This is a genomic window from Mycobacterium sp. GA-0227b, assembly GCF_001499855.1.
In the GTDB taxonomy this organism is placed as follows: domain Bacteria; phylum Actinomycetota; class Actinomycetes; order Mycobacteriales; family Mycobacteriaceae; genus Mycobacterium.
The window spans coordinates 76,871-92,992 of record NZ_LQIK01000003.1; the positions used below are offsets into that span (position 1 = coordinate 76,871).

13 protein-coding genes and 1 pseudogene are annotated in these 16,122 nt (G+C 67.8%); 12 read left to right on the plus strand and 2 right to left on the minus strand.

Features of this window, described 5'->3' with window-relative positions:
• Positions 1–4: 4 nt before the first annotated feature.
• Positions 5–928, minus strand: a complete 924-nt coding sequence (locus AU185_RS04170) for a TauD/TfdA dioxygenase family protein (RefSeq protein WP_059102181.1) — start codon at positions 926–928, stop codon at positions 5–7.
• A 134-nt stretch (positions 929–1,062) separates the two neighbouring features.
• On the opposite strand from AU185_RS04170, the gene AU185_RS04175 reads away from it, so the two are divergent.
• The 8 genes from AU185_RS04175 (at position 1,063) to AU185_RS04210 (ending at position 10,863) form a co-directional block, all read left to right on the plus strand.
• Entirely contained in the window at positions 1,063–1,710 is a 648-nt protein-coding gene (locus tag AU185_RS04175) for an ABC transporter permease (protein ID WP_059102182.1), read from the plus strand.
• Positions 1,707–2,894, plus strand: coding sequence for an ABC transporter ATP-binding protein (locus AU185_RS04180; RefSeq protein WP_059102183.1), 1,188 nt, complete (start codon positions 1,707–1,709; stop codon positions 2,892–2,894). Before AU185_RS04175 ends, AU185_RS04180 begins: the two co-directional genes overlap by 4 nt.
• Positions 2,891–3,661, plus strand: coding sequence for an ABC transporter permease (locus tag AU185_RS04185; protein ID WP_059102184.1), 771 nt, complete (start codon positions 2,891–2,893; stop codon positions 3,659–3,661). The genes AU185_RS04180 and AU185_RS04185 overlap by 4 nt, the downstream gene beginning before the upstream one ends.
• Positions 3,658–4,629, plus strand: coding sequence for a glycine betaine ABC transporter substrate-binding protein (locus AU185_RS04190; protein ID WP_059102185.1), 972 nt, complete (start codon positions 3,658–3,660; stop codon positions 4,627–4,629). The genes AU185_RS04185 and AU185_RS04190 overlap by 4 nt, the downstream gene beginning before the upstream one ends.
• A 62-nt stretch (positions 4,630–4,691) precedes the next feature.
• Complete coding sequence (locus tag AU185_RS04195) at positions 4,692–6,149, plus strand: flavin-containing monooxygenase (protein ID WP_059102186.1); 1,458 nt, start codon at positions 4,692–4,694, stop codon at positions 6,147–6,149.
• Between the two features lie 265 nt (positions 6,150–6,414).
• Entirely contained in the window at positions 6,415–10,020 is a 3,606-nt protein-coding gene (gene cobN / locus AU185_RS04200) for a cobaltochelatase subunit CobN (protein WP_059102187.1), read from the plus strand.
• Between the two features lie 61 nt (positions 10,021–10,081).
• Entirely contained in the window at positions 10,082–10,462 is a 381-nt protein-coding gene (locus tag AU185_RS04205; RefSeq protein ID WP_059102188.1) for a PPOX class F420-dependent oxidoreductase, read from the plus strand.
• Positions 10,463–10,464: 2 nt separating this feature from the next.
• Positions 10,465–10,863 (plus strand): PPOX class F420-dependent oxidoreductase, encoded by a 399-nt coding sequence (locus AU185_RS04210; protein ID WP_059102189.1) that lies wholly within the window; start codon positions 10,465–10,467, stop codon positions 10,861–10,863.
• Here AU185_RS04210 and AU185_RS04215 read toward each other — a convergent pair.
• Complete coding sequence (locus AU185_RS04215; RefSeq protein ID WP_059102190.1) at positions 10,847–11,554, minus strand: dienelactone hydrolase family protein; 708 nt, start codon at positions 11,552–11,554, stop codon at positions 10,847–10,849. The two genes, AU185_RS04210 and AU185_RS04215, sit on opposite strands and share 17 nt — an antisense overlap.
• Before the next feature lie 47 nt (positions 11,555–11,601).
• Here AU185_RS04215 and AU185_RS04220 point away from each other — a divergent pair, with 47 nt between their 5' ends.
• The 4 genes and pseudogenes from AU185_RS04220 to AU185_RS04235 all read left to right on the plus strand — a co-directional run.
• On the plus strand, positions 11,602–12,114 hold the full coding sequence (locus tag AU185_RS04220; protein WP_059102191.1) for an FxsA family protein: 513 nt from the start codon (positions 11,602–11,604) through the stop codon (positions 12,112–12,114).
• Positions 12,115–13,713: an amidohydrolase gene (locus AU185_RS04225; RefSeq protein ID WP_059102192.1), complete on the plus strand. Its 1,599-nt coding sequence runs from the start codon at positions 12,115–12,117 to the stop codon at positions 13,711–13,713.
• Positions 13,706–15,346 carry an apolipoprotein N-acyltransferase gene (lnt, locus tag AU185_RS04230; protein WP_059102193.1) on the plus strand — a complete coding sequence of 547 codons (1,641 nt, stop codon included), beginning with the start codon at positions 13,706–13,708 and terminating at the stop codon, positions 15,344–15,346. Before AU185_RS04225 ends, lnt begins: the two co-directional genes overlap by 8 nt.
• Positions 15,334–16,095, plus strand: a pseudogene (locus AU185_RS04235) (polyprenol monophosphomannose synthase); the annotation flags it as partial. The gene lnt and the pseudogene AU185_RS04235, both read left to right, overlap by 13 nt.
• Positions 16,096–16,122: the final 27 nt, after the last annotated feature.

Below are 16,122 nucleotides of genomic sequence, written 5' to 3' on the forward strand. Positions count from 1 at the left end.
GTCGTCAGCTGGCCAGCGCGACAGGGCTGACGACTTCGGAGTACGTCGAGGCGTCGCCCACGACGGAACGGCTGCGCCGGCCGTGGACGTCGACCGGGACGTCGCCGGCCAAAGTGATGCGGTTGAGCCGTCGATACTGGTCGTCGTAGTCAGCGACGGCGTAGTGCTGCGTCGCGCGGTTGTCCCAGAGCGCGATGTCACCGGGCCGCCAGTTCCAGCGAATGGTGTGCTCGAGCTTGGTGATTCGCTTCTGCAGCAGATCGAACAACGCCGCCGACTCCGTCGAGCCGAGCCCCACGAACTTCTCGACGAAGTGGCCGAGCAGCAGCACTCGCTTGCCGGTTTCGGGGTGCACGCGGACCACGGGATGCTCGGTTTCGTAGCGGTCTGAGACGAATTCCTCACGGTAGGAACGCTGTTCGGCGGTAGTCGCCGAGTCCGGCTCGTCGTGCAGTGACGCGTAATCGTATCGATTGGTGTGCACCGCCCAGAGGCTTTCGGCCAACGCGCGCAACGATGCCGGAAGGCGGTCGTACGCGGCCTCGGTGGACGCCCACGTCGTCGTGCCGCCGTATTGCGGCAGGGTGACGGCCCGCAAGACCGATGCTTTCGGTATCCGATCGACGAACGTGACGTCGGTGTGCCAGCTGTTCGCCTTGTCGTAGCGGGAATCGATGGGCAGCAACCGGTCCCCGCGCGAAGTCACCGTCGGGTGGGCGGTCGTGGGGGTGCCCAGCGCCCGCGCGAAGGCGAGCTGCGCGTCGTCGTCGACGTTGTACTGATTACGGAAGAAGACCACTTTGTGTTCGAGCATCGCGGTATTGATCGCGTTCGCGGTCTCCGGATCGATCCCCTTACCGAGATCGACACCGTCGATGTGGGCGCCGATGTGGGCGCCGAGCTTTATCACCCGCAGAGATGACGGCACGTGGGTAACCTCCAGACGATGCGCGAATCAATTCGCTACGTTCGCCGTCCGAACGTGCGAGGACAACCTTTCGACTCAGCGCGAATCGAACCGGGCGCGGTTTCGGTCCCATCAAGATCGGGTAGGGCAGCCCCGTGAGGGCACTGTGGGACTACGTCACCGCCCATTACGCGCAGTTGATGTTCGACTCGTACCAACACCTCAGCGCGGTCGTCCAGAGCGTTCTCATCGCGACGGTCCTCGGGGTGGCGGTCGGGGTGCTGACCTACCGCAACCCGCTGGCAGCCAACCTCGCGACCGCGACGTCCAGCGTGATTCTGACCGTGCCGGCATTCGCGCTGCTCGGCCTGCTGATCCCGCTGTTCGGGCTCGGGGTGGTGCCCAGCATCGCCGCCCTCGTGCTGTACTCACTGCTGCCGATCGTGCGCAACACGATCGTCGGACTCAACGCGGTCGATCCCGCGCTCACCGACGCGGCGCGGGGGATCGGGATGAGCCGGCTCGACACCCTGGCCCGGGTGGAACTGCGGCTGGTGTGGCCGTCGATCCTGTCCGCGATGCGGATCAGCACGCAGATGTCGATGGGCGTGCTGGCCATCGCCGCCTACGTCAAGGGGCCCGGCCTGGGCAACCTGATCTTCACGGGCTTGGCCCGCGTCGGAAGCCCGACCGCGGTCTCGATGGCGTTGACCGGGACGCTGCTCATCGTCGTCCTAGCACTGGCGCTGGACGCGATTCTCGTGCTCGTCGGGCGTCTCACCACCTCGAAAGGCATTCGATGACAACGCAATCCGCCCCCGAGAACACCGAATCGCACGGTAGCACCGGTGTGCGCATCGTGCTCGACCACGTGTCCAAGGTCTATCCCGGTGCAGACCGCCCCGCGGTGGACGACGTGTCGCTCGACATCCCCGCCGGCGAGATCGTGGTTTTCGTCGGTCCGTCGGGCTGTGGCAAGACCACGATGATGCGGATGATCAATCGGCTGTCCGAACCGACATCGGGCAAGATCATGATCGGCGAAAACGATGCGTTGTCGATCCGGCCGACGGACCTTCGCCGCTCGATCGGCTACTCCATCCAGCAGGCGGGCCTGTTCCCGCACATGACGATCCGACAGAACGTGGGACTGGTGCCCGGACTTCTGCGCTGGGACCGCAAGCGCATCGCGGACCGTGTCGACGAACTGCTCGACATGGTCGGTCTGGAACCTGCGCAGTACGCCGGTAGATATCCGCGTCAACTGTCCGGCGGGCAGCAGCAGCGCGTGGGTGTCGCGCGTGCGCTGGCCGCCGATCCTCCGGTTCTGCTGATGGACGAACCGTTCGGCGCGGTCGACCCGATCACGCGCAGCACGTTGCAGGACGAACTTCTGCGGCTGCAAGGCGAACTGCGCAAGACAATCGTCTTCGTCACCCACGACTTCGGCGAGGCGGTCAAGCTCGGTGACCGGATCACTGTGCTGGGCAATCAATCCAAGGTGCTGCAGTACGATACGCCGCAGAACATCCTCGCAAGTCCGGCGGACGACACGGTCGCCGGATTCGTCGGTTCTGGCGCATCGCTGCGCCAACTCGGCCTGATGCGGATCAAGGACGTCGAGTTGCGACCGCATCCTTCGGTGCGCCAGTCGGATTCGATCGACGAGGTGCGAAACAGTCTGGCCGACAGTGAGTTCGACTGGGTCGTGGTGCTCGACGAGCGGGACCGCCCGGTCAGCTGGGTACGGGAGAGCAGCCTCGCCCACGCCACCTCGCTGGCCGATGCCGCCGAATCGCTCGACGTCGTGAGCACACAGTCGACGTTGGAGGACGCGCTGGAGGCGATCCTGGCCGAACAGCACGCCTCGGCCGTGGTGACTGGCGCGGGCAGCCGGTACGAGGGTGTGGTCACGCTCGACACGCTGATCGACACGATCACCTGGCTGCGGGCCTCGGCGGAGGCGAGCATGGACGGGCAGCCGTGACCGCCGTCGCGGACACTGCGCAGTCGGCCCGCGCCGACCCGGGCGAGCGCAGAAGGCTGCTCATCCAACCGGTTTTGGTGCTCATTGTCGCTGCGGCCGTGGTGTTCTGGGCGTTCAACCGCGACCTGACCGCCACGCAGCAGGAGAACATCAACCCCGGCAACATCGCGACGCTGATCTGGCAGCACCTCCTGATCACGGTTGCGGTCACCGCGATCGTGCTCGTCGTCGGTGTCCCGCTCGGTGTGCTCGTCACCCGTCCGGGAGCCAGGCTGTTGCGGCCGGTGTTCATGGGCGTGGCCAATGTCGGGCAGGCCGCGCCGGCGATCGGTCTGCTGGTGTTGCTGTTCCTGTGGACCGGTAGAACCGGATTTTGGATCGGGGTGCTGCCGATCGCCCTGTACTCGCTGCTGCCGGTGCTGGCAAGCACCATCCTCGGCATCAGCCAGGTGGACCGATCGCTGGTCGACGCCGGACTGGGACAGGGCATGTCCCGCCGCTCGGTGCTGACGCGGGTCGAGATGCCGCTGGCGATTCCCTACATCCTGGCCGGCCTTCGAACCTCGCTGGTACTTGCGGTGGGCACCGCGACGTTGTCGTTCCTCGTCAACGCCGGCGGGCTGGGCATACTCATCGACACGGGATACAAGCTGCAGGACAACGTGACCCTGATCCTGGGCAGTGTGCTGGCGGTGTGCCTGGCCCTGCTGGTCGACTGGTTCGGAGGACTGGCCGAGTTCTACCTCAACCCCAAGGGCCTTCGATGATCCGCCGCAGCATCGGCGCCGCGCTGGCCTGTGCGCTGCTGCTGGCCGGTTGCGGTCTCGGTGCGGGTGGCGCGGTGCCGCTGAAGGTCGGACCTGGTTCGATTCAACCTCACCCTGCGCTGGAAGGCGTGCCAATCACGGTGGGTTCCAAGGAATACACCGAGCAGGTGATCCTCGGGTACATCCTCGAGTACACCTTGGTGGCGGCCGGTGCCGACGTGCGCGACCTGACCGGCATCGTCGGCTCACGCAGCACCCGGGAAGCGCAGTTGTCGGGTCAGGTCGACGTCGCCTACGAATTCACCGGCAACGCGTGGATCAACTATCTCGGCCATGAGAAGCCGATTCCCGACAGCCGCGAGCAGTTCGAAGCGGTCCGCGAGGAGGACCTGGCCCGCAACGACATGGTCTGGTTGAAACCCGGGCCGATGGACGACACATATGCGCTGGCGGCCAGCCGGGCGGTGGTCGAGCGGGCCGGGGTGCGAACGCTGTCGCAGTACGCGGACCTGGTCAGGCGAAACCCGTCCGCGGCCCGCACCTGCGTCGAAACCGAATTCCGCGCCCGCCAGGACGGTTACCCGGGGATGGCGGCGGCTTACGGGTTCGACCCCGCGCGTGCGCAGACGCCGGTGCTGCAGGTCGGCATCATCTATCAGGCCACAGCGGACGCGACGCAGTGCGACTTCGGTGAGGTGTTCACCACCGACGGCCGCATCGCGGCGCTCGATCTCGTCGTGCTGACCGACGACAAGCAGTTCTTCGCCCACTACAACCCCTCGGTGACGATGAAACGTGCCTTCTACGAGGCACATCCACAGATCGCCGAGGTGACGGCGCCAGTCACGGCGGCGTTGACCAACGACGCGATCATCGAGATGAACAAGCAGGTCGACGTCGAGGGTCGCGACCCGAGCGTGGTGGCGCGCGACTGGATGGTGGCGCAGGGCTTCGTGACCGCGCAATAGCGGCGATCGCGTCAATATTGCGCGGTTCGGGCGTACTCTTTTCTCTCGCCGAAGGAGGCCTCATGGCAGAGAAGCGCGCGGTCAAGGTCGCGATCGTCGGTGCCGGCATGTCAGGCATTTGCATGGCGGTCAAATTGCAAGAGGCGGGCATCGACGACTACCTCATCTACGAGGCGGCTGATGACGTCGGCGGAACTTGGCGCGACAACACCTATCCGGGGCTCACGTGCGATGTGCCGTCGCGCTTCTACTCGTATTCCTTCAGGCCCAACCCGAACTGGTCGCATCTGTATTCTCCAGGCGGCGAGATACATTCGTACTTCAGCCAGGTCGCCGTCGAACGGGGCATCCGCCCGCACATCAGATTCGGCACGGCCGTCGAGTCGGCACGCTACGAGCGCGGGCGGTGGGTGGTCAGCACTGCCGACGGCGACGAGGAGTTCGACGTTCTCGTCACCGCGACCGGTGTGCTGCGGGTGCCCAAGACCCCCGACATACCTGGACTCGAGACGTTCGGCGGCGCATGCTTTCACTCTTCGCGGTGGGACCACTCGGTGCGCTTGGAGGACAAGCGAATAGGCCTGATCGGCACCGGCTCGACCGGTGTTCAGATCACCGCCGAACTCGGTGGGAAGGTGCGAGAACTCAGCGTTTTCCAGCGCACGCCGCAGTGGGTGTTCCCCGTGCCCAACCTCCGCTACTCGGAGCTGACCAGGAAGGTACTGCGTCGGTGGCCGAAACTGTGCATGATCGGATACCGGTTCTGGCAGAACGCTTTCGAACGCTTCCCCGCACGCGCGGTCGTCGAACCGGGTTGGCAGAGGCGGGTGATGGTGGCGTTGTGCCGGCTGAATCTGCGCCTTTCCGTGCGGGATCCGGAACTGCGGGCCAGGCTCACTCCGGCGTATCACCCGATGTGTAAGCGTCAGGTGTTCGCGGGCCACTACTACCAGGCGTTGCAGAAGCCCGGCGTCCGGCTCGTCACGGAGGCAATTCAGAGTGTTGAGCCACGAGGCGTGGTCACCGCCGACGGCAAGCTGCATGAGCTCGACGCACTCGTAATGGCGACCGGCTTCGACGCGCGCGCCTATGTCCGGCCGATGACCATCGTCGGGGCTGCGGCGCTCACGCTCGACGAAGCCTGGGCCGACGGCCCGCACGCTTACCGATCGGTGGCCGTCCCCGGATTTCCCAACATGTTCATGCTGATGGGCCCGCATTCGCCGATCGGCAACCAGTCGCTGGTGATCATTGCCGAGCACCAGGCCGACTACGTCGTGCGGTGGATCGACCAGATCCGCGCCGGTGAAGTCTCGGCCGTCGCACCCACCGAGGTGGCCACCAAGGAGTACAACGAGCACATGAAAGCCGCCATGCCACAGACGGTCTGGGTAACCGGATGCAACAGCTGGTATCTCGGCAAGGACGGCCTGCCTGAGCTGTTTCCTTGGCGGCCCGAACGCCACCGCGAGCTGCTTCAGGCGCCCGACGTCGCTGACTTCGAGGTTCGCACCGGCTGAGAAGTGACGGCCGTCACATCGACGGATCGGGTGATCCGTGCCACACACAACGGTCACAAACGCGCGCTGACGTCGTAAGTTCCGAGTTACTGCACGCGTGTGCAGTAACGATGTCTGGAAGGAACGACGATGTTCGAACTCATCGTTTTCGGCGCTCTTCTGGTTGTGCTCGTCGCCGCGCTCGGGCTGCCGTATCCGCAGAGCACCTATGGCCGCTGGAATCGGCGCTGACCCGTCGGTGACGGGCGTGGGGTAGTAATGGTGGGTGGCTCAGCCGTTTCGCAACCCCACCGTTCTCCTCCTGTCCACCTCTGACACCGACCTGATCACCGCGCGTTCCAGCGGTGCGCGGTATCGGTGGGCCAACCCGTCCCGGCTCGTCGACGGCGACCTCGAGGACCTGCTTCGCGACGCCGACGTCGTGGTGGTTCGAATCCTCGGCGGATACCGCGCATGGCAGGACGGCATCGACACGGTGGTGGCCAGCGGGGTGCCGACCGTCGTGGTCAGCGGTGAACAGGCGCCCGACGCCGAACTGATGGGCCACTCGACGACACCCGCGGGCGTTGCGCTGCAGTCGCACGTCTACCTGGCCCAGGGCGGTGTGTCCAACCTGCGAAATCTGCATGCGTTCCTGTGCGACACGCTGCTGATGACCGGTTTCGGCTTCCACCCTCCGGAGGCCACCCCGAACTGGGGCGTGACGCGCCGCGACGGCGGCTCCGACGACGGTCCCACGGTGGCGGTGCTGTACTACCGCGCCCAGCACCTCGCGGGCAACACCGCGTACGTCGATGCGCTGTGCGGGGCGATCGAAGAGGCCGGGGGTCGCGCCCTGCCGGTCTTCTGCGCATCGCTGCGCACCGCCGACGCGGAACTGCTCGAACTGCTGGGCACCGCCGACGCGCTCATCACGACCGTGCTCGCCGCGGGTGGTGCGACCCCGGCATCCGTATCGGCCGGCGGCAGCGACGACAGCTGGGACGTCGCCCATCTGGCGGCCCTCGACGTCCCGATCCTGCAGGGCCTGTGCCTGACGAGCTCGAGGTCGGACTGGGCCATCAATGACGACGGGCTCTCACCGCTGGACGTCGCGTCCCAGGTGGCGGTGCCGGAATTCGACGGCCGAATCATCACCGTGCCGTTCTCGTTCAAGGAGATCGACGACGAGGGCCTGATCTCCTACGCGCCCGATCCAGAGCGCTGCGCCCGCGTCGCCGGGCTCGCCGTGCGGCATGCGCGGCTGCGGGCGATCCCGGCCGCCGACAAGCGGATCGCGGTGGTGTTCTCGGCCTACCCGACCAAGCACGCCCGAATCGGCAACGCCGTCGGCCTCGACACACCGGCCAGCGCGGTGCGCCTGCTGCGCGCGATGCGCGAGCACGGTTACCGCATCGACGACGCCGACGGTGCCGGCGACGTCGGCACGATCATCGCCTCCGGCGATGGTGATGCGCTCATCCACGCACTGATCGAACGTGGCGGCCAGGACCCCGACTGGCTCTCCCAAGGTCAGCTCGAGGGCAACCCGATTCGGGTGTCCGCCAAGGACTATCGCGATTGGTTCGCCACGCTGCCCGCCCAGCTGGCCGACGCGATCGTCGAGCACTGGGGGCCGCCGCCGGGGGAGTTGTTCGTCGACCGCAGCGCCGACCCGGACGGCGAGATCGTGATCGCCGCACTGCGGGCGGGCAACGTAGTGCTGATGGTCCAGCCACCGCGCGGGTTCGGCGAGAACCCGGTCGCCATCTACCACGACCCGGACTTGCCGCCCAGCCACCACTACCTGGCGGCGTACCACTGGATCGACACCACGTTCGGCGCTGATGCGATCGTCCACCTGGGCAAGCACGGCAACCTGGAGTGGTTGCCCGGCAAGACGCTTGGCATGTCGGCGGCGTGCGGTTCCGACGCCGCGCTGGGCAACCTGCCGTTGATCTACCCGTTCCTGGTCAACGATCCGGGGGAGGGTACGCAGGCCAAGCGCCGCGCGCACGCCACCCTCGTCGACCATCTGATCCCGCCGATGGCCCGCGCCGAAACCTACGGCGACATCGCGCGTCTGGAACAACTGCTCGACGAGCATGCCAATGTCTCGGCGCTCGACCCCGGCAAGCTGCCCGCGATCCGCCAGCAGATCTGGACACTGATGCGCGCGGCGAAGATGGACCACGACCTCGGGTTGCAGGAGCGGCCGGAAGAGGACTCGTTCGACGACATGCTGCTGCATGTCGACGGCTGGCTGTGCGAGATCAAGGACGTGCAGATCCGCGACGGGCTGCACATCCTCGGCCAGGCGCCCGGCGGCGAGGACGAACTCGACCTCGTGCTGGCCATCCTGCGGGCCCGGCAGTTGTTCGGTGGCGAACAGACGGTGCCCGGACTGCGACAGGCGCTCGGCCTGGCAGAGGACGGCAACGACGAGCGCACCGCCGTCGACGCCGCAGAGGCCCATGCCCGTGAACTCGTTGCAGCACTGCAGGATTCGGGATGGAATGCCGATGTGGTCGACACGTTGACCGACAACGCCGACGTCGCTGCCGTGCTGCGGTTTGCCGCCACCGAGGTGGTGCCCAGGCTGGCGGGCACGGCCGAGGAGATCGTGCACATCCTGCGGGCGCTCGACGGGCGCTTCATCGCCTCGGGCCCGTCGGGTTCACCGCTGCGCGGTCTGGTCAACGTGCTGCCCACCGGGCGCAACTTCTACTCGGTGGATCCCAAAGCGGTGCCGTCCCGACTGGCGTGGGAAACCGGTGTGGCGATGGCTGATTCGCTGCTGGAGCGCTACCGCAACGACTACGGTGACTGGCCGCGGTCGGTCGGCCTGTCGGTGTGGGGCACGTCCGCGATGCGAACCGCCGGTGACGACATCGCCGAAGTCCTTGCATTGCTGGGTGTACGACCGGTGTGGGACGAGGCCTCGCGGCGGGTGGTCGATCTCGAACCGATTGCGCTCGCCGATCTCGGCAGGCCGCGCATCGACGTCACGGTGCGCATCTCCGGGTTCTTCCGCGACGCGTTCCCGCACGTCGTCACGATGCTCGACGACGCCGTATCGCTCGTCGCGAACCTCGACGAACCCGACGCGGACAACTTCGTCCGCGCCCACGCTCAAGCCGACCTCGCCGAGCACGGCGACCAACGCCGCTCCACCACAAGGATTTTCGGCTCAAAACCGGGCACTTACGGCGCAGGCCTGCTGCAGCTGATCGACAGCCGCAACTGGCGCGACGACGCCGACCTCGCCGAGGTCTACACCGCCTGGGGCGGCTTCGCCTACGGCCGCGGGTTGAACGGAGCCGCCGCCAGTGATGACATGAGCCGGCAGTACCGCCGGATCGCGGTCGCCGCGAAGAACACCGACACCCGAGAGCACGACATCGCCGACTCCGACGACTACTTCCAGTACCACGGCGGCATGGTCGCCACCGTGCGGGCGTTGACCGGGAAATCGCCGGCGGCCTACATCGGCGACAACACTCGTCCCGACGCCGTGCGGACCCGCACCCTTTCGGAGGAAACCACTCGGGTGTTCCGCGCCCGCGTGGTCAACCCGCGCTGGATCAACGCCATGCGAAGGCACGGCTACAAGGGCGCCTTCGAGATGGCCGCCACCGTCGACTACCTGTTCGGCTACGACGCCACCGCCGGCGTGATGGCCGACTGGATGTACGAGCGGCTGTCGGCGGAATACGTACTCGACGACGAAAATCGCAAGTTCATGGCGGAATCCAACCCGTGGGCGCTGCACGGCATGGCCGAACGGTTGTTGGAGGCCGCCGACCGCGGCATGTGGGCAGCTCCGGAGAAGGCCACCCTCGACGGATTGCGCGAGGTGCTACTGGAGGCCGAAGGCGATCTCGAGGGCTGATCCGAGCGGTGACTTCGCGCTCTGTGCGCGGAGCCGGCGGCGGCACAGTATCTTCGGTGGCGTGGCTGCCACCTTTGCTGATGTCTCGAAGTCCGAATACATCCTGCTCACGACGTTCACCAAGGATGGCCGGCCCAAGCCGACGGCGATCTGGGCGGCGTCCGACGGCGACGGGCTGGTGGCCATCACGCAGGAAAAGTCGTGGAAGGTCAAGCGGATTCGCAACACGCCACGGGTGACCATCGCGCCGTGCGACGTGCGCGGCAATCCGACAGGTGAGCCGGTCGAGGCCGTCGCGACGGTGCTGGACAAGTCGGCCAACGGCGCGACCTACGACGCGATCGGCAAGCGCTACGGGCTGCTGGGTAGGACCTTCAACTTTTTCTCGAAGCTGCGCGGGGGAATGAAGAACAACGTGACCATCGAGATCAAGCCCCGGTGACCATGGCCGACACCTTCGATGACATCGCGAACTCGAAGTACATCCTGCTGACGACGTTCACCAAGGACGGCAGGCCCAAGCCGACAGCGATCTGGGGCGCCCCCGAGGGCGACAAGCTGCTGGTCATCACCGACGACGGCTCGTGGAAGACCAAGCGCATCGCCAACACACCCCGGGTGACCATCCAGAAGTCCGGCGTGTTGGGCAAGCCGAAAGGCCAACCTGTCGAGGCCGTCGCCCGGGTACTGCCGAAATCGGAAACCCGCCGGGTGTTCGACCGGGTGACCAAGCGTTACTGGTACCACGCGTGGTGGTGGATCCCGCAGGCGCTGTTTCGCGGCGGCATCGACAAGGTCCACATCGGCATCGAAATCGAGCCGGCCATCACGCCCGCGGGGTAGCCGCCAGGTGCTCGCCGAAGAACGAGAACACGCGATCCCAGGCGTCGTTCGTGGCGGCCTCGTTGTAGCCGAAGCCGGTGATCCGCAGCAGCGGTTGCGCTGGCAGCTTGTTAGCAAAGCTGTGCCCGGCATCCTGATAGACCTTGATGTCAGCGGGGATGCCCTTGTCCTGCACCACTTTTCGGAGCTTGTCTGCGGCCCCGATCCCCGCCGGGTCTCGCCGGCCGAAACTGGCGACGATCGGGCACGCCCCGGTCAGCGTCTCGTCCAACGGGCGGGGCAGCGGTGTGCCGTAGAACGGTGCCGACGCGCCGAACCCCTTCGGTGACATCACCAACGCGAACTGTCCGCCCATGCAGAACCCCGCGATTCCCACGGCACCCGTGCACTGCGGCATCGCGAGCACGTGATCGCGCGCGGCCAGCACGTCGTCGAGCGCGCGTCCGCGTTTGGTGAGCAACTCGCGGAAGACTCGCGTGATGCAGCGCGCCCGACCGCCGCGCGAGTACAGATTCGGGGAGATGGCGAGAAAACCCGCCGCGGCCACCCGCGCCGAGATCGCCTCGTTGTCCGGGCCGTAGCCGATTGCGTCGTGCACCACCACCACGGCAGGCCACGGCCCCGGGCCGTCCGGAACACCGAGCAACGCGTCGATCTGGCCGTCCGGGGTATCGATCTTGATCGTTGTCACGTCGCCAATCTACGGAACCGATCGGGTCGTCCGGACGTTTACCGCGTATGGCAATGCGGCTGTTCCTGATCTATGTGGTCATCGAGATCGCGGTCGTGGCGGCGCTGGTGTCGACGATCGGCGTCGGCTGGACGCTGCTGCTGTTGCTCGCGACGTTCGTGCTCGGCTTCGTCCTGGCCGGATCGCAGGTGAGGCGTCATCTCGGCCGGCTGCGCAGGGGCCTGACACCGTCGAACCTGCACGGAGCCGCCGCCGACAGCGTGCTGGTCGCGCTCGGCACGGTGCTCGTCGTGATCCCGGGCCTGGCCAGCTCGGTGGCCGGGGCGGTGCTGCTGATCCCCGCCACCCGGGCGGCGGCCCGCCCGCTGGTGACCGCGCTCGCCGCGCGCCGGATGCCGCTGATCACCGCGGGTGTCGCGGGCTACGGCACGGCCAGTACGCGGCGGGACTACATCGACGGTGAGGTTGTCGACGTCGTCGACGTCGAACCGCCCGCGGTGGAGCCCGCACCCCGCACCGCCCCGCCCCGCACCGCCGAGGGGCGTGAGAACCTCCCGTAGGTGACAACCCTTCTGCTCAACGGGCGGGTCTACAGCCCCGCCATGCCCGACGCCACGGCACTCGCCGTCCGCGACGGTGTGATCGCCTGGCTGGGCAGTGACGACGTGGGGCGCGGCCAATTCCCCGACGCGCAGGTCGTCGACCTCGGCGGCGCATTCGTCGCGCCCGCTTTCGTCGACAGCCACATCCACCTCACCGCCACCGGGCTTTCGCTGTCCGGGCTCGACCTGCGGCCCGCCACCTCGCTGCGGCACTGCATGCAACTGCTCGGCGACTACGCCCGCACAAATCCCGATGATCCGATCTGGGCGCACGGTTGGGACGAGTCGAACTGGCCCGAACGCATCCCGCCCAGCACCGAAGACGTCGATTCGGTCATCGGTGACCGGCCCGTCTATCTGGCGCGGGTCGACGTCCACTCGGCCGCGGCGTCCACCGCGCTGCGCCGGCTGGTGCCCCACCTGCCCGAGGCGCCCGGCTTCGCCCCGCAAGGCCCCCTGGCCGGGGACGCGCACCATCTGGTCCGCGCCGCCGCTCGGGCACGGCTGACCCCTGAGCAGCGCGCTCGCGCGCGATCGGCGGCGCTGAACGCGGCGGCAGCCTCGGGCATCGTCGCGGTGCACGAATGCGCAGGACCGGACATCGGCGGCCTCGACGACTGGGACGAGATCCGCGCCCTCGAGCACGGCGTCGAGATCGTCGGGTACTGGGGCGAAGCGGTCACCACCGCCGGTCAGGCACGCGAGCTGATCGAGCGCACCGGGGCCCGCGGGCTGGCGGGCGACCTCTTCGTCGACGGGGCGCTCGGGTCGCGCACGGCCTGGCTGCAGCGGCCGTACGCCGACGCGCCCGACTGCTCTCCCGGACTGACTGGCAACACCTACCTGGACCGCGGGGCCATCGCGGCTCACCTGCAGGCCTGTACGGAGGCGGGCATCACGGCCGGTTTCCACGTGATCGGTGACGCGGCCGTCGCCGCGGTGGTCGAGGCGTTCGAGTCCGTCGTCGCGACGCTCGGCGCGCCCGCTGTCGCCCGGTGCGGGCATCGGCTCGAACACCTGGAGATGGTCACCGAAGAGCAGGCGCGCCGGCTCGGCGCATGGGGCGTGCTCGCCAGCGTGCAGCCGAATTTCGATGCGCTCTGGGGCGGTGAAACCGGGATGTACGCCCAGCGGCTCGGCGCCGACCGCGCCAGGTCGTTGAACCCGTTCGCGCTGTTAGCATCCCAAGGCGTGCCACTTGCGTTCGGCTCGGACAGCCCGGTCACCGGCATGGACCCGTGGGCGACGGTGCGCGCAGCGACGCGTCACCGGACACCGGGAAGTGCGTTGTCGCCTCGGGCGGCGTTCGCGGCGCTCACTCGCGGTGCCTGGCGGGCCGCCGGGGTGCGGGACGGGATGACGGGCACCCTCGTTCCCGGCGCACCGGCGTCGTATGCGATCTGGGAAGCCGACGAACTCGAGGTGAGCGCCCCGGCCGACGCGGTGCAGCGCTGGTCGACCGACCAGCGGTCGCGGGTGCCACCGCTGCCCCGGCTCGACGGCCCGTCGCCGCGGTGCCGGCAGACGGTCCATCGGGGTGTCGTCCTCCATGGTTGAAAACGATTCCAGGGCACGGCGGTTCGGTCGTGCTGTGGTGGATCGGCTACCGCAGCTCGGTGTGGCCATTGTCGCGGGGCTGCTGTTGTGCCTGAGCTTCCCGCCGTTCGGCTGGTGGTATCTGGGGTTCGCCGCGTTCGCGCTGCTGGCCTGGGTGCTGTCCCGCGAAACCACAACGGTGCGTGGTGGATTCGGGTACGGCTTCGTGTTCGGTGCGGCGTTCTACCTGCCGCTGCTGCCGTGGGTCGGCGCGTTCGTCGGCCCGGTACCGTGGATCGGATTGTCGCTGGTGCAGGCGCTGTTCCCCGCGCTGTTCGGCGCCGCCGCGGTGGCGGTGCGCAGGCTGGCAGGCTGGCCGCTGTGGTTCGCCGGGCTGTGGGCGGCGCAGGAGTGGCTCAAGTCGACGGTGCCGTTCGGCGGGTTCCCCTGGGGCGTCGTCGCCTACGGCCAGACCGAGGGTCCGCTTCGGTCGATCGCACAACTGGGCGGGGCGCCGCTGCTGTCCTTCGCGGTCGTGCTCGTCGGGTTCGCGTTGGCGGCAATGGTTTTGGAGGTGGTGCAGTGGTGGAGTCGTGATAGCGGACGCAACTCCGCGCCGCCTGCTGTGGTGGCGCCGGGTGTGTGCATCAGCGTGGTGCTGCTCGTCACCGCGTTGACGTGGCCGCACGTTCGCCAGTCCGGTGTCGGCGCCGGCGACGACAGGTCGATCACCGTTGCGGTCGTGCAGGGCAACGTGCCCCGGCTCGGGCTGGACTTCAACGCCCAGCGGCGCGCCGTGCTGGACAACCACGTCCGCGAGACGATGCGACTGGCCGAGGACGTGCGCGCCGGGCGGGCGCCGCAGCCGCGGTTCGTCGTCTGGCCGGAGAACTCCTCGGACATCGACCCGCTGGCCAACCCCGATGCGCGCGAGCTGATCTCCGGCGCCGCGGCGGCCATCAACGCGCCGATTCTGGTCGGTGGAGTGGTCGAGGCTCCCGGCGCCACTCCCGAAAATCCCACCTCGACGAACTCGGTGATCGTGTGGAATCCGGGTACCGGACCCGGCGAGCGTCACGACAAACAGATCGTGCAGCCCTTCGGCGAATATCTGCCGTGGCGCGGCTTCTTCCGCCATTTCTCGAAGCATGCGGATCGCGCCGGGTACTTCATTCCGGGCGACGGCACCGGGGTGGTGCACGCCGCCGGGGTGCCGGTGGGGGTGACCACCTGCTGGGAGGTGATCTTCGACCGGGCACCCCGCGAGGCGGTGCGCAACGGCGCGCAACTGCTCGTGGTGCCCTCGAACAACGCGACCTTCACCGAGTCGATGAGCGAGCAGCAGCTCGCGTTCGCCCGCCTGCGCGCGATCGAACACGACCGCTTCGTCGTGGTGGCGGGGACGACCGGCATCAGCGCGATCATCGCCCCGGACGGGCGGGAGCTGGCCCGTACCGCGTTCTACGAGCCGGCCTACCTCGACGCCGCGGTGCGCCTGAAAACGCAGCTCACGGCGGCAACCCGGTGGGGTCCGCTGGTGGAAGGGCTGCTCATCGCGGTCGGCGTCGGAAGCCTGTTCGCCGCGATGCTGCACAATGGTGGCTTTGTGCGTCGTCGAGTGAGAGGCGACAACAAAGGTAGAGGAGCTACATGACGACGGGCCGGGTCCCGGGGGAAAGCCCAAGCCAGCGCACGCTGGTCATCATCCCCACCTACAACGAGCGGGAGAACCTGCCGTTGATCGTCGGCCGCGTCCAGCAGGCGCGGCCCGAAGTCCACATCCTGATCGTCGACGACGGCAGTCCCGACGGCACCGGCGCGCTGGCCGACGAGCTGGCTCTCGCCGACCCGGACCGCATCCACGTCATGCACCGCACCGCCAAAGGCGGCCTCGGCGCGGCCTATCTGGCCGGGTTCGCGTGGGGGTTGAGCCGCGAGTACGCCGTGCTCGTCGAGATGGACGCGGACGGCAGCCACCCGCCTGAGCAGCTGTACCGGTTGCTCGACGCCGTCGACGCCGGGGCCGACCTCGCGATCGGCTCGCGCTACGTGCCCGGGGGAGAGGTGCGCAACTGGCCGCGCAGGCGCCTGGTGCTGTCGCGGACCGCCAACGGCTACTCCCGCATCCTGCTCGGCGTGGACATCCACGACATCACCGCCGGCTACCGCGCCTACCGGCGCGAGGTGCTGGAGAAAATCGACCTGACCGCGGTCGATTCGAAGGGGTATTGCTTCCAGATCGACCTGACCTGGCGCACGATCAACAACGGGTTCGTCGTGGTCGAGGTGCCGATCACCTTCACCGAGCGCGAATTCGGTCAGTCCAAGATGAGCGGATCCAACATCCGCGAAGCCCTGTTCAAGGTCGCGGACTGGGGCATCCGCGGCCGTTTCAACCGCGCCCGCGGGGTCGGCGTCACGCGCTGAGCG